This is a genomic window from Microbacterium hydrocarbonoxydans, from assembly GCF_900105205.1.
Classification (GTDB): domain Bacteria; phylum Actinomycetota; class Actinomycetes; order Actinomycetales; family Microbacteriaceae; genus Microbacterium; species Microbacterium hydrocarbonoxydans.
Window position 1 is genome coordinate 2,889,867 of record NZ_FNSQ01000005.1, and the last position, 13,463, is coordinate 2,903,329.

At 67.0% G+C, this 13,463-nt stretch carries 9 protein-coding genes; 1 reads left to right on the plus strand and 8 read right to left on the minus strand.

The annotated features are described in order from the left end of the window. Nucleotides 1-39: 39 nt before the first annotated feature. The 6 genes from BLW44_RS14200 to BLW44_RS14225 all read right to left on the minus strand — a co-directional run bounded on the left by BLW44_RS14200 (nucleotide 40) and on the right by BLW44_RS14225 (nucleotide 6,299). The gene (locus BLW44_RS14200) at nucleotides 40-1,017 is read right to left on the minus strand and encodes a class I mannose-6-phosphate isomerase (RefSeq protein WP_060927028.1); all 978 of its coding nucleotides are present in this window, start codon (nucleotides 1,015-1,017) and stop codon (nucleotides 40-42) included. Continuing rightward, nucleotides 1,014-2,210 (minus strand): ADP-dependent glucokinase/phosphofructokinase, encoded by a 1,197-nt coding sequence (locus BLW44_RS14205; RefSeq protein WP_139305289.1) that lies wholly within the window; start codon nucleotides 2,208-2,210, stop codon nucleotides 1,014-1,016. Before BLW44_RS14205 ends, BLW44_RS14200 begins: the two co-directional genes overlap by 4 nt. A gap of 29 nt (nucleotides 2,211-2,239) precedes the next feature. Continuing rightward, entirely contained in the window at nucleotides 2,240-3,103 is an 864-nt protein-coding gene (locus BLW44_RS14210; RefSeq protein WP_060927030.1) for a ketose-bisphosphate aldolase, read from the minus strand. 46 nt (nucleotides 3,104-3,149) lie between these two features. Then, nucleotides 3,150-3,995 carry a carbohydrate ABC transporter permease gene (locus tag BLW44_RS14215; protein ID WP_060927031.1) on the minus strand — a complete coding sequence of 282 codons (846 nt, stop codon included), beginning with the start codon at nucleotides 3,993-3,995 and terminating at the stop codon, nucleotides 3,150-3,152. A gap of 2 nt (nucleotides 3,996-3,997) precedes the next feature. Then, nucleotides 3,998-4,921, minus strand: coding sequence for a carbohydrate ABC transporter permease (locus BLW44_RS14220; RefSeq protein ID WP_060927032.1), 924 nt, complete (start codon nucleotides 4,919-4,921; stop codon nucleotides 3,998-4,000). A gap of 82 nt (nucleotides 4,922-5,003) precedes the next feature. Further along, complete coding sequence (locus BLW44_RS14225) at nucleotides 5,004-6,299, minus strand: ABC transporter substrate-binding protein (RefSeq protein ID WP_060927033.1); 1,296 nt, start codon at nucleotides 6,297-6,299, stop codon at nucleotides 5,004-5,006. A 250-nt stretch (nucleotides 6,300-6,549) separates the two neighbouring features. Here BLW44_RS14225 and BLW44_RS14230 point away from each other — a divergent pair, with 250 nt between their 5' ends. Then, nucleotides 6,550-7,356 (plus strand): DeoR/GlpR family DNA-binding transcription regulator, encoded by an 807-nt coding sequence (locus tag BLW44_RS14230; protein WP_060927034.1) that lies wholly within the window; start codon nucleotides 6,550-6,552, stop codon nucleotides 7,354-7,356. A gap of 468 nt (nucleotides 7,357-7,824) precedes the next feature. Here BLW44_RS14230 and BLW44_RS14235 read toward each other — a convergent pair whose 3' ends face one another. Next, entirely contained in the window at nucleotides 7,825-12,471 is a 4,647-nt protein-coding gene (locus BLW44_RS14235) for an ExeM/NucH family extracellular endonuclease (RefSeq protein ID WP_060927035.1), read from the minus strand. Nucleotides 12,472-12,707: 236 nt separating this feature from the next. Next, nucleotides 12,708-13,463 carry an SURF1 family protein gene (locus BLW44_RS14240; RefSeq protein WP_167347468.1) on the minus strand — a complete coding sequence of 252 codons (756 nt, stop codon included), beginning with the start codon at nucleotides 13,461-13,463 and terminating at the stop codon, nucleotides 12,708-12,710.

The following is a 13,463-nucleotide window of genomic DNA, read 5'->3' on the forward strand; positions in this document are numbered from 1 at the left end:
CACCAGTCTAGCCGGGGTGGATCCGCGTCGATTCCGGCCTCAGGGCGCCGGGGGCCGCGCCACCAGGAGCTCGCCGTCGCCCCTCACGTCGAGCGCTCCGGCGGCGTCCGGCACGAGCAGTGTGGTGCCCGCGGGGTGGGTCTTCCCGTCCACGGCGACCACGCCCGCGCTCACGATCACGACCGCGAAGCCTCGGTCGACGATCGCTGCTGCGCGCGCGGGAACCCGCTCGAGTCGAAAGTACTCGTCAGCGGCCGAGGGAAAGGCGGAACCTGATCCGGGCGCGGTGGAGACGAGTGCGGCGAGCTCTGTGGCCGATCGCGCGGTCGTGGTGACCGCGGCGAGCGCCCGGTCGAAGCCGAGGCCGAGATGGCCGACCGCCGCGCCGTCGATCGCGAAGTCTCCCCACTCGAGAAGGATCGACAGGTCTTCGGGCTGCTGCAGCTCGAGCAGCAGCACGCCGGCGCCGATCGCGTGCAGCTCGCCTGGGGGCACCCAGACCACGTCTCCCGCGGCGACCTCGACCTCGTGCAGCAGACCGAGCAGTGTGGTGGCGTCCTGACGCTCGACGAGCGCGGCGAGATCGGCGGCCTCGACGTCCTGCCGCAGGCCGATGTGCACAGTGCCGCCCTGCAGGATGTACCAGGCCTCGGCCTTGCCGTGCGCTCGTCCGAGGTGCGTCGCCGCGAAGTCGTCGTGCGGATGCGCGTGCACGGGGAGCCGCTGCCCTGCGTCCAGCAGCTTCACGAGCAGGCGCGTGTCGGCACCCCACCGTGCGACGTGGTCGGCCCCCAGCCAGGTCACCGGATCGTGCTCGATCGCATCGCGCAGGATCCGCCCGTCGGGCAGTGTGGTGAGTCCGACGTCCGGCTCGCCGTTGACGGTGGTCGTCGAGGCGATCCAGTCCTCGGGCTCGCGTGGCGCGTCGGAATCCTCGCCACGGAACGCACTGATCCGAGCGCCCCCTCGGTAGAAGCGCTCGGCCGGCCGGTTGGACGGCAGCACGATGGGTCTCACACGCCCTCCTTGGATCGCACGACTCCGGCGATGAAGCCTCCGACGAAGGTGTCGCCGAGTCCGACGGTGGTGGGGGACGCGACATCGAGCGAGAACGCCCCGACGCCCGCGGCATCGGCGAGGGCGGCTTCGACAGCAGCGACCAGATCGACCCCTCCCCCATGCCTGCCCATCACGGACGTCTTCTCGACGTCGGCCGCGGTCAGCGCATCGCCGACCCGGTAGCGTGTCGCCGCCACCCGGACGGCGCTCTCGAGCGCCGCGCGGTGCTGCCCGGCATCCGGCCCGATGGCGATCGCCCAATAGCGGGTGTGCACGACCAGGGTGCGCGCGGGGATGATCATGTGAGCCTCGCGGAGCGCCCGGATCACGTCGACGGCGTCGAGCAGGTTCACCGACCGGCCGAGGTACTCCTGCAGCTCGTCCTCGTTCATGCCGTACACGTCGATGTGCGGCAGGAGTCGCGCACGGACGGTCTCGGCGAAGCGCCGCGAATAGAACCCCGCGTCCTCGTAGTAGACGAGGGCGTCGGTCGGCAGGGAGCGCAGCGCGCGCTGGATCTCGGCGAGACGGAGCTCGAGCAGGTCGTGATCCTGCATCGTGTTGAAGCCGGACACGAGGAACACCTCCGCGTCCTCGAGCGTCGCGGCGAGGTCGGACGCCAGCAGCATCCTCCTGTTCGGCGGATCGTTCGCGAAGATCAGTCGGTTCGGAGCCGGCGCGAGGAGGTCGCCGTCGACCAGTCGCACATGCGCCCCCACCGGATACTGCACGATCAGATGCGGATCGAGCGTGTCCTCGGTGGCGGAGCAGATGTACGAGAGGGAGGCAGGGAGCAGCCGGCGCACGTTGTCGTCGATGCTGACGAGGTGCTGCACGCTGGGGATGCCGAGCGCATGCAGCACGAGCCCCGCTCGCACCCCGGTGCCACCGAGCGTGATCTCGTGGGTGAAGTGCGATACGAACGCCTTGATCACCTCCGAGGACGCGACGAACCGTTCCGCCCCGGTGCCGGAGGCCACGAAGGCGAGCACCGCCACCAGCAATGAGCGTTCATCGGTGATCGGCGCCGTGGTGGTGAGTTCGTGACGACGCACGCCGTGCGCGTGCGCGAGCCGGTCGAACACCGTCGGATCCCACCTCAGCTCGTAGTCGACGGTGCCGCCGAGTCCGAGTACGAGCGTTCTGTCCACGTCGCCGATCATCCTTCCGAGATCCGGATTCAGTACAGCGACGCCTTGCCGTCCGCACCGAACAGCTCGATCTTCTCAGCAGCGGTGGCCTTCATGGCCTCGAGTGCCGCCGGCTGGATCGCGTTCGGCTCACGCAGACGCTGATCGGTGCCGAGGATCTCGCGCATCCGGTTGTGATACGAGACCTTGATGTCGCTCGAGATGTTGATCTTGTTCACGCCCAGCTCGACCGCGCGGCGGAGTTCCGCATCCGGGTTGGACGAGCCGCCGTGCAGCACCAGCGGGATGCCGATCGCGGCCTTGATCTCCTCCAGCAGATCATGGCGCAGCTCGGGGTTCCGGTCGCTCGGGTACAGGCCGTGCGAGGTCCCGATGGCGATCGCGAGGCTGTCGACGCCGGTCTCCTCGACGAAGCGGACCGCGTCTTCCGGGTTCGTGTAGATGATCTCCGCCGCCCCCGACTCGCCGTAGCTGTCGTTCGCGCCGATCGTGCCCAGTTCGCCCTCGACCTGAATTCCCACGGCGTGCGCGGCGTCGACCACTTTGCGCGTGAGCGCGACGTTCTCGTCGAACGGCAGGAGCGAGGCGTCGATCATGACCGAGGTGAAGCCCGCCTTGATCGCCGAGATGATCTGCTCGTAGCTGCCGCCGTGGTCCCAGTGGATCGCGACCGGGACGCTCGACCGGTGCGCGCGGGCGTGCATCGCGGGGATGAGGTCCGTCGTGATGTGCGACACCTCGTCGGGGTGGATCGCGATGATGACCGGAGCCGCCTTCTCCTCACTGATGTCCATGATGCCGTTGAACATCGCCCAGTCGCTGATGTTGAACGCCGGGATGGCGAAGTTGTTCTCGTTGGCGACATCGAGGATGGATTTGCCGGTGTAGAGCACGTGATTTCTCCTGTTTCGTGGTGGTCGTGTGTCAGCGCGGAGCGGGTCAGCTCTTCACGGAGCCGGCCGTGAGACCGCTGATGAAATAGCGCTGGAAGAAGAGGAAGAGGATCAGCACGGGAATCGACCCGAGCACGCTCATCGCCATGATCTGGTTCCACTCGTACGAGTGCTGCCCCATGAGCAGCTGGATGCCGATGGGCACCGTGCGCATGTCGATGGTGCGGGTCAGCGTCAGCGCGAACAGGTACTCGTTCCACGCGATCATGAAGGTGTAGATGCCGACCGACACGATGCCGGGGATCGAGATCGGCACGAGGATCCGCCAGAGGGCGGTCATCGACCCCGCGCCGTCGACGCGCACAGCCTCGTCGAGCTCCTTCGGCAGCGTGTTGAAGTAGCCGGTCATCATGATGATCGCGTAGGGCAGCGTGAACACCATGTACGTGAGGATCAGCCCGAGATACGAGTTGTAGAGCCCGAGGGCCACCATGAGCCCGAAGTACGGGATCAGGAGGGTGATCGGGGGCACAGCCTGCACGCTGACGATCACCACGTTGAGGATGCGCTTGCCTCGGAAGTCGAAGCGGCTGAAGGCGTAGGCCGCCTGAATCGCGACGAGCAGGGTCAGGATCGTCACCGCACCGGCCACGATGTAGCTGTTCAGGAAGAACCGCATCGTCTCGGGGTTGGTGAAGATCGCGATGTACGCGTCGAACGAGAACGTGTCGGTGATCAGACGCGGAGGCAGTTCGAAGATCTGCGTGTTCGACTTGAACGAGCTCGACAGCATCCACAGCACGGGCCCTGCGGCGAAGACGGCGCCGAGGATGAGCCCGATCATGACGCCGGTCTTCGCGACGCGACGCTGGTTTTGCACGGTGAGAGCCATGATCAGTCCCTCGCTTTCTGGTGACGGACGTAGAAGACGGCGAGCACCATCGACATGAGCAGGACCAGCACGGCGGAGGTCGCCGCGAGGGAGAAGTCGTACTTCGCGAAGGCGAGCTTGTAGGTGAAGGTGCTGAGCACCTCGGTCACATCGATCGGGCCGCCACCCGTGGTCATCCAGATCAGGGCGAACTGCTGGGACGTCCAGATCAGGTCGAGCAGCACGAGGCTGACGATGATCGGTCGCAGCTGCGGGATCGTCACGTTCCAGAACCGCTGCACGGCGCCCGCGCCGTCGACGGTGGCCGCCTCGTTCAGCTCGTTCGGAATGCCCTGGAGACCCGCGAGCAGACTCACCATGAAGAACGGATATCCAGCCCAGATGTTGATGAAGATGATGGTGCCGAGCGCGAGCTGCGGCGACGCAAGCCACTCGATGTCGGTGTTGAGCAGGAAGTTGACGACACCGTTGGGGGCGAGGAGCATGCGCCAGAGGACGGCGATCACGGCGACCGTGAAGAGCCACGGCAGGACGTAGAGCGCCCGGAAGAACGATCGGGAGAACCGACCGAGCAGCGGACTGTTGAGCATCATGGCGAAGGCGAGACCGAGGACCAGGTGCGCCACCACGCTCGTCACCGTGAAGAGGATGGTGTTGCCCGTCGCCTTCCAGAAGCGCGGGTCGGACAGGATCTCCACGTAGTTGGCGATCCCGACGAACTCGGGCGACTTGTTCAGGATGACGTTGTCCTGGAAGGAGTACCCGATCACCATGACGATCGGCACGATCATCAGCACGAACAGCAGGATGATCGTGGGCGAGAGGAAGGCGTACGACTCGGTCGTCTTGCGCAGCTGCCGCCGGCGACGCGACAGCGGTACTCCGGTGACGATCACCTCGGTGTCGTCGGACGTTCTCAGACTCATGGGAAGCGGGGCTCCTTGGTTGGTCGGGTGCCGCATCGCATCGGGAGCGATGCGGCACCCCGTTCATTCGGGAAGCGGGAGATCAGAACTCCGCTGTCCAGGCCTCCTGCGCCTTCTTGAGCGCGTCATCGACCGACTGCTGCCCGTCGAAGGCCGACTGCAGCTGCTCTCCGAGCTGACGCATCAGCTCCTCAGCCACCGGGAGCCCGGTGAACTCGTTGGCCGGGTAGCCCGCCTGGTAGATCTCGAACGCCTTCTTGAACAGCTCGTCGTCCTCGACGAATCCGGGAACCGACTTCGAGTTGCCGGGGAAGGCGTTCGCCATCGTGGAGAGCTCGGAGTTCGTCTCCTCGCTCATGAGGAACTCCACCAGCTTGAACGCGGCCTCCTTGTGCTCCGAGTTCTCGGCCACGCCGATGCCCCAGGATGCATAGGGGATGCCTCGTTCTCCGTCGTAGCCGTCTTCGGCAGGAAGCGCCGAGATCGAGAACTTCAGGTCGGGGTTGGTCTCGCGGATCAGGTTGATGTGCGCGAGCGAGTCGATCATCATTCCCACGCGACCGTTGGTGAACTCCTCGACCTTGTCCTGCTCCTTCATGGTGAAGGAACCGGAGGCGATCGAGCCGTCGTCCCACATGCCGCCGATGAAGTCGACGGCCGAGGTCACATCGTCGTTCGTCAGGTCGGGCTGGCCGTCCTTGAGCATCGACCCGCCGGACGCCCACACCCACGACATGACGTCGTTCTGTACGCCGTTCGGTGCTTCGAGCGACAGCGGGAGGACCCAACCAGAGACGTCGCCGCCGAGCGCCGACACCTTCGACGCCGCGTCGGCGAACTCCGTGCGCGTGGCCGGTGGGGCGGTGACGCCCGCATCCGCCAGCAGCGTGTCGTTGGTGAACATCGGGTAGACGAAGTTCACCACCGGGATCATGTACGTGCTGTCGTCGACCTGGATCTGGCTGGCGAGCTCGCTGTCGTCGTAGTCGTACTCCTTCATCAGCGCCGTCAGGTCGGCGATCACGCCCTGGGATGCGAAGTCGTTGACCCAGGCGCCGTCGAGGCCGACGACATCGGGCATGGTGCCGGAGGCGGCTCCCGCGAACAGCTGCTCCTTGGTCGACGCGTACGGTCCGCTCACGAGCTTGACCGTGATCTCCGGGTTCGCGTCCTCGAACTCATCGATGAGCGCTCGGAACTCACCGTCGGGAAGCTCGGGCTCCCACCACTGGGCGAACTCGATGGTGACGTCGCCGCCATCCCCGCCCTCGGCTCCGCTGTCTCCTGCCGTGCACCCCGCCACGGCCAGGACCGTCACGGCTGCCGTCGCTGCACCGGCGAGCTTCAGAATGCGTCGCCCACGCCTCACTGTGATCATCACTTCTCCTCTTCGAGATCGTGCCGCATTCGCGCTTCAGTGCTTGTTCATGCGGTTTTGAGCAATGTTATGCCGTAGTTTGCGGGATCGTCAAGCTATTCTCTGCAAGAGTTCATACTTGTAACTACAGATTTCACGACTGTATCCGCATTCTTCCGCGAAAAACCAGAGTGATCATCTCGACATTCGGAATGCCGATCTCTGCCGAAGTCTGCCGATTTATCTGCGCAGCTGTGCTAGAGATGTCTGCATGGAAGCAACACCGTCGTCCAAGCGCCGACTCCCCGCTGGCCGCAAGGCCGACCTCGCCGCCTACGTCGAACAGGTCGGCGAGGTGACGGTCGGAGGTCTCGCCGAGCACTTCAGCGTGTCGATCGACACGATCCGACGCGACCTCGATCAGCTCGACCGTGAGGGCGTCGTCATCCGCACGCACGGCGGAGCCGTCAGCGCCGAGGGGCAGCTCAAAGACCGGGCGCTCGACGTCCGCCTGCGGCTGCAGACGGAGGAGAAGGAGACGATCGCGCGGCTCGCCGCAGGGCTCATCGACGACGGAGCGGTCGTGATGCTCAATGCAGGAACGACCACCCTGGCCCTCGCGCGAGCACTCCGCAACCACCGCGATCTGACGATCGCCACGAACAACCTGCGGATCCCCGCCGAGATCTCACCCTCGGCCTTCCGCGATCTCTACGTGTTCGGTGGCGCTGTGCGAGCGATCACCCAGGCCACGACCGGACCCGTCACGTTCATGATGACCCCCGGGGGCCCGGAGGTCGACATCCGCTGCGACCTGGCCCTGATCGCCGTGGGCGCCATCGACGAAGCCGGGTTCTCGACGTCGAACATGGGCGACGCGAACATGATGGCGGAGATGATCCAGCGCGCCGACCGCACCGCGATCCTCGCGGATTCCTCGAAGTTCGGCCGTCGCCTGTTCGCTCAGGTCACCACACTCGACCGGGCGGACTACCTGGTCACGGACACTCCCCCTGAGTCCGCTTTCGCGGCTGCTCTCGCGCAGGCGGAGGTCGAGGTCATCAGCCCCGCCGCGTGACCGCTCGCGTGATCACCGCGGCATCCGCCTGATCACCCCTCTCCCGCCGCGGCTTCCGGTGGGTGGTCGATTGCGCATCGCAACTGCCCGATTCGGATGCTCTTTTGACCCCGCACCGGCGGGAACGTGCGACCCCAGCGCGTGGGTGGTCGATTGCGCATCGCAACTGCCCGATTCGGATGCTCTATTAACCCCGCACCGGCGGGGAGGCGCCTCATCGACCGTCGGAGCGGCATGAGGCCGAGGCGGCTGAACCCGCCTCGGCATCCTGTGGGTGGTCAAAAATGCATCGCAACGGCCCGATTCGGATGCTCTTTCGACCATGCATCGGCGGGAACGTATGACATCACCGGACCGGGACGCCGCACGCACGGTGAAGCCGCCCGGCCGCCGCACGCACGACGAAGGCCGTCGGGATCGCTCCCGACGGCCTTCGTGCGTATCAGGCGGACGTGCCGCCTCTCGAGGTCAGAACCATCCGTTGAGGAGGTCCCACAACCAGTCGATGATGCCACCGATGATGCCGCCGATGCCGCCGGCGCGGTTGACGGTCACCGTGGCGGTCGCCGCGTCGCCGTCGGCCTGAGCCACCGCCACCGTGTACTTGCCCGGCTGCGTGCTCTTGGGCACCGTCACCGAGGTCGAGAGGGTGCCGTCGGCCGCGACCTGAACGGTGCCGACCTCGACGGCCGCGCCCTTCTTCGGTCGCAGCTCGACGGTCACGGTCTCGCCCGGCTGGTAGCCCTCTCCGGTGATCTTCAGCTTCTTGCCGGCGGTCACCTTCGAGGAGCCGAGGTCGATGGAGCCTGCGAACTCGACCGGCTCCTCACCTTCGATCGTGAACGGCACCTGCACCGTGGTCCCCGTGCCGGCGACGGCGACGGTGAGCTGCTGCTCGCCGAAGACGCCCGACGGGACCGTGAAGGTGAGCGACGCCCGACCGACCTCGTCGGTCGTGTCGACGATCGTCGGGTCGACCGCGCCCGCCGCGAGCTGCGTGCCGCCGAGCGACAGCGTCACCTCACCCGGCGCCTGCTCCCCCGCGCTGAATGCCAGCGACGAGAGCGCGACGGTGACCTGGTCGCCCGCGCGGTAGCCGTCTGCATCCGGCGCGCTGACCGAGACACCGACCGCGCGCTGGGCGAGGTCGGGGGTCGCGGTCTTGTTCGCGTCGAACCAGTCGACCATCGACTGCAGATCGATCTTCCCGGTGTCGCGCTTGCCCTCGCCCTCCTTGAAGGTGGCGAAGTTGTCTCCACCCGCGGCGAGGAACGAGTTCGCGGCGACCGTGTAGTCCGCGGCAGGATCGATCGGAGTCCCGTTCAGCGTGATCGACGTGATCCGCGAGCCCTGAGCGGCGGCGGGGTCGTAGGTGTAGACCAGGCCCTCCGACACTCCGAGCTTGAGGAACGGTCGAGCCGAACCCGCCGGCTGCCACTGCTCCTCCAGCACGCCCTTGAGCTGCGCCCCGGAGAGCGTCAGGGTCACCAGGGTGTTGGCGAACGGCTGGACCGTCGCCGCCTCACGGTAGGTGACGTTGCCGGCGGGATCGTTCGCGTTCGACGAGGCGTACGTGAGGTTGGCACGGATGCCGCCCGGGTTCATCAGCGCGATGTCCGCACCGGTGGACCACTTCTGCACGTCGGCGACGAAGTTGCCGATGGTGGACTCGCCACCGCGGTTCTCCGAGCCGTTCGTCTGCCGAGCACGGTTGAAGTCGGCAGTGATGTCGCCGACCTTGACCGCACCGAGCACGTCGGCCTCGGCCTTCGCCTTCGCGACGATGTCGGCGACCTCGGGAACCGCCGGGTACAGCGCCTTGCCTCCCGCGGTCAGCGGCTTGATCTCGTTGGTGATCGAGATCAGCTCCTTCGTCTTCGGATCGACCTGCAGGTTCATCAGGCCCAGGTTCTCGCCGTACTGACCGGCCGAGACGACGGGGCGTCCGTCGATCACGTGGTTGTAGGCGAGGTGGGTGTGCGCCGAGACGATCGCGTCCACGTCCTCGTCCACGCCGTAGACGATCTCGCCGAGGGGCGAGTCCGGCGTGATGCTCGACAGCTCGACGCTCGATGCGCCCTCGTGCACGAGCAGGATGACGACATCCGCCTCACCGTTCGAGGCGTCGCCGTCTCGCAGGTCGTCGGCCACGGCGTTCACCGAGTCGGCGATGCTGCGCACCTCGAGATCAGCGATGCCCTCAGGAGAGACGAGCGAGTCGAGGTCTTCGGTGACGGCGCCGACGAAGCCGACGCGCACGCCGTCGAGCTCCTTCACCCAGGCAGGTGCGAGCGCAGGCTCGCCCGTCTCGGTGACGAAGACGTTCGAGGAGATGTACTCCCAGTCCGCGCGGTCCTGCACGCGGTCGCGCAGGTCTTCCCAGCCCTGGTCGAACTCGTGGTTGCCCGCGGCGCTGACGTCGAGACCAGCCGCATTGAGTGCATCGATCGTCGGGTTGTCGTCGTTGATGAAGGAGGTGAAGGTCGATGCCCCGATCAGGTCGCCGGCGCCCGCGAAGATCGTGTTCGGGTTCTCGGAACGGAACTGCTGCACGGCTCCGGCGACCACAGCGGCGCCTGCGGCAGCGCCGTCGGCTTCGATGCGTCCGTGGAAGTCGTTGATCGTGACGACGTCGATGCTCACCGGCGGGATCTCCGAGGAGACGCCGACGATGATCGGGTCGTGGTCACTGGAGCGGAACGGGGTACCGGCCTCGGTGGCGCCGAACGCGTAGCCGCGGTCGCTCCACTCCGGCGAGTTGATGCTCCACACACCCGCGCCCGTGATGGACTCGGCCAGCGACGGCGAGGCGAGCACGTGGTCGAGCGAGCCGAGCTCGCCGTCGAACGTGTAGGTGTGCTCCTCCGGCGCCTTCTCCCGCGCCACGTCGCTCCAGCCCTCGCTGGTGAAGACCTCGATCGGGTCCTCCTTCGCGTAGGCGTTGAAGTCGCCGATCAGCAGGATGTCGCTGCTGCCGGTGGTCTCCTCAATGGTGGCGGTGAAGCCCTTGAGCGAGTTCGCCTGCTTCACGCGGTCGGCGTTGAAGAATCCCTGACCGTCAGCGGGCTCGGCTCCACCGCCCTCGGGAGCCGACTTCGACTTGAAGTGGTTCGCGACGACGGTGACGACGCGTCCGTCGATGTCGAATGCCTGGGCGATCGGCTCCCTGGCGTTGCCCCAGACGCTCTCGTCGGTCACGGTGAGGCTGTCGCCCACGGTCTCGACGGCATCCTTCTTGTAGATGATCGCGCTGGTGATGAAGTCGGTCGTCGTCGAGTCGTTCAGCTCGTCGGGGGTGCGGACGTAGTCCCACTCCTCGCTGCCGAGGGCGTCGTTCAGACCGTCGACCAGATCGGCGAGCGCCTCGTCGAGCGTGCCGCCGAGCTTGATCGAGTTCTCGATCTCCATGAGCGACACGATCTCGGCGTCCAGCCCGTTGATGGCGGCGACGATCTTCGACTTCTGGATCTCGAACTGAGCGGCGTTCGCCGCGCCCCGAGCGTTGGAGTTCTCGCTCTTCAGAGTCGTGAAGTAGTTGAAGACGTTGAAGGACGCGACCTGGACGTCGCCGCCCACCGACGGTGCGGAGTCGGTGCGCGGGTTCGTCGCCTCGAAGTCGACCTTCAGCTCGTCGGAGGACGAGTCGTCGATCGGCACGACGGGCTGCAGCCGCCAGTCGTCGAAGCCGTACTGCAGTACGTAGCCGTTGTCACCGAAGTCGACCGTGTCGCCGTTGCGCACGACGGTGTCCTTCGCGAAGTACGGCTGCTGCCCCGGGTGGCCGTTGTTGGTGACCTGGATCGACCAGCCGTCGTCGAGGAGGATGCGGTTCGCGCGGTTCGCCGCGGTGATCGCCGCCGCCTCATCGCCCGGACGCGTGGTCTCGGTGCTCTTGACGTTGAGGTCACCGCCGACGTTCAGCCACAGGGCGCCGAAGTTGAAGAGCTGGTGGCTCGACGCGAGGCGATAGCTGCCCTCGGGGGCGACGTACATGTTCTCGTACTGCTCGCGGTCGGCTCCGACCGCGGTGTCGGGAAGCGGGGTGAGCGCCGGCACACCGGCATCCGCCTGCACCACCGAGATGCCGGAGAGCGCCGTGGGGTTGATCTGGGTCTGACCGAAGTACTCGCTGACCGCTCCGGTCACCGAGACGAGATCGCCGATCTCGAGCGTCGGCGCCAGCGCGTTGAGGTAGACGAAGACGCCGTCGGATGCTCCCGGTGTCGCGTCCTCGGCGCCGCCGGAACCCTCGGTCTGGATGACGATGCCCTTGTAGCCGCCGGTGCGGTAGTCGGCCGTGACGACGCCCTCGACCGTGACGGTCTGGCCGCTCAGCGGCGAGACGCCCGTCGTGCCCTGCACCTCGGCGATGGACACCTCGGTCGGGTCGGGATCGGGGTCGGGGTCGGGGTCGGGATCAGGATCGGTGCCGCCGGTGTTCTGCGGCGTGATCGTCGCCGAAAGGCTGAAGTCGGCCTTGTTGTCGTCGGTGTCCTTGCCGTCGGTGCGGTTCAGGGACTTGACGTCGCTGTTTCCCGCGGGCGGGGTCGCCGCCGCGGTCTCGAACGTGTTCGAGGTTCCGTAGCCGAGCACGTCGACGACACCCGCGCCGCCCGTGACCGAGCCGGGGGCGAGGGTCACGGCCGTGGTTCCCTCGACGAGGGCGAGCGTGCCGTTCGTGCCGCTGGGGTTGAGCGTGCTCACCGCGTCGGCCGTCGGCAGCGCAGCGCCGTTGGCGCCGTTGCTGCCCGCCTGCACGAGGTAGTGACCGCCCGCGGGGATGACACCGGTCAGCGGCGCGACGCCGTTGGAGGGGCCGGTTCCCGTAGCCGAGCGGTACTGCAGCGACAGGCCGTCGAGCGTGACGGGCGACGCGGTCGGGTTGTAGAGCTCGACGAACTTGTTCGTGAAAGCCGCACCGGCGCTGCCTCCGGAGAGGTACGCCTCGTTGATGACCACCCCCGTCCCTGCGACGTTGGCGGACGCGGGCGCGGCGATCAGGGCGCCGGCGCCGAGAGCTGCGACGCAGGTGGCGGCGAGGATGCCGAGACGGCCCCCGCCTCTGCGATCTGACGCGGGAACCTGGCGGTTCGCGGCGTCGGGAGCGGACATCATCGGTGTTGTCTCCTCGGTATCGTCTGGCGACGGCTCTCGTGAAACCGTGGCTGTGCGCGCTCACAGCTCACGCACATGTGAGCGAGCTTACGGACGCCCTCGGACAACCTCAACGGAGTTTTCCCATTGGTCATCGAGCGCTCACCGAATGGCCTATCCGCACCCCCGACGAAGGTGGAACGCTGCGGCACGTCACGCTCGGATGCGCGCCCGAAGCCGCGCGAATGCGCGGATCCTCAGGCGGATCCGTCGGCGGCGGCAGCGTCCTCGAACTCCTCGACCTCGCGCTCCCAGGCGTCCTTGGCCAGTCGATACCAGAGGTAGAAGGCGAAGCCGGCGAAGATGGCCCACTCCGCGGCATAGAACACGTTCAGCCAGTTGACGGGCGACTGCTCCTCCGGCGCAGGGGAGGCGATGTCGGTGAGTCCTGCCGAGGCGGTCGTCGACGCGAGATACGGCCGGTACACGTCGAGCTGATCGGTGTCGTGCCACTGACTCAGCAACGCGGCCGTCGACATGCGGTCCATGCGCTGCGGGTCGTCCTTCGGCGGCACCGACGGGCCTTCATCCGAGATGAGACGGCCCGTGATCGTCGCCTCGGGGTCACCCGAGTTCAGCTCGTCCGCCGCCGCATCGGCGCTGGCGCGGTCGGGCGCCCAGCCGATCGCGACCGCGATGGCGGTGCGCTCGGCCACCCGCAGCTGACCGGTCACCCAGTAGCCCTCGACGCCGTCGTTGAAGCGACCGGACACCACGAGGAAGTCGTCGGGAACCCAGGTGCCCGACGTCTCGACCTTCTGTCCGACAAGCGGCTCCGGCAGGTAGGCGCCGGGCTCGACCACATCGGTGAGCGGCCGCACCTGCTCGGTGGCTCCGGCGGGAGGCGGATCGGTGTCGATGGCTCGTTCCAGCTGCCACTGACCGAGCCAGGCGAAGACACCGGCGACCACGAGGCACATCACGAGCATCCCGATCCAGCGTCCCCGGAGCAT

Bases quoted from the DNA above. Each gene is read 5' to 3' on its own strand.
- BLW44_RS14215 (WP_060927031.1), bottom strand. From the start codon at position 3,995: ATGGCTCTCACCGTGCAAAACCAGCGTCGCGTCGCGAAGACCGGCGTC.
- BLW44_RS14220 (WP_060927032.1), bottom strand. From the start codon at position 4,921: ATGAGTCTGAGAACGTCCGACGACACCGAGGTGATCGTCACCGGAGTA.
- BLW44_RS14225 (WP_060927033.1), bottom strand. From the start codon at position 6,299: ATGATCACAGTGAGGCGTGGGCGACGCATTCTGAAGCTCGCCGGTGCA.
- BLW44_RS14230 (WP_060927034.1), top strand. From the start codon at position 6,550: ATGGAAGCAACACCGTCGTCCAAGCGCCGACTCCCCGCTGGCCGCAAG.
- BLW44_RS14235 (WP_060927035.1), bottom strand. From the start codon at position 12,471: ATGATGTCCGCTCCCGACGCCGCGAACCGCCAGGTTCCCGCGTCAGAT.
- BLW44_RS14240 (WP_167347468.1), bottom strand. From the start codon at position 13,463: ATGCTCCGGGGACGCTGGATCGGGATGCTCGTGATGTGCCTCGTGGTC.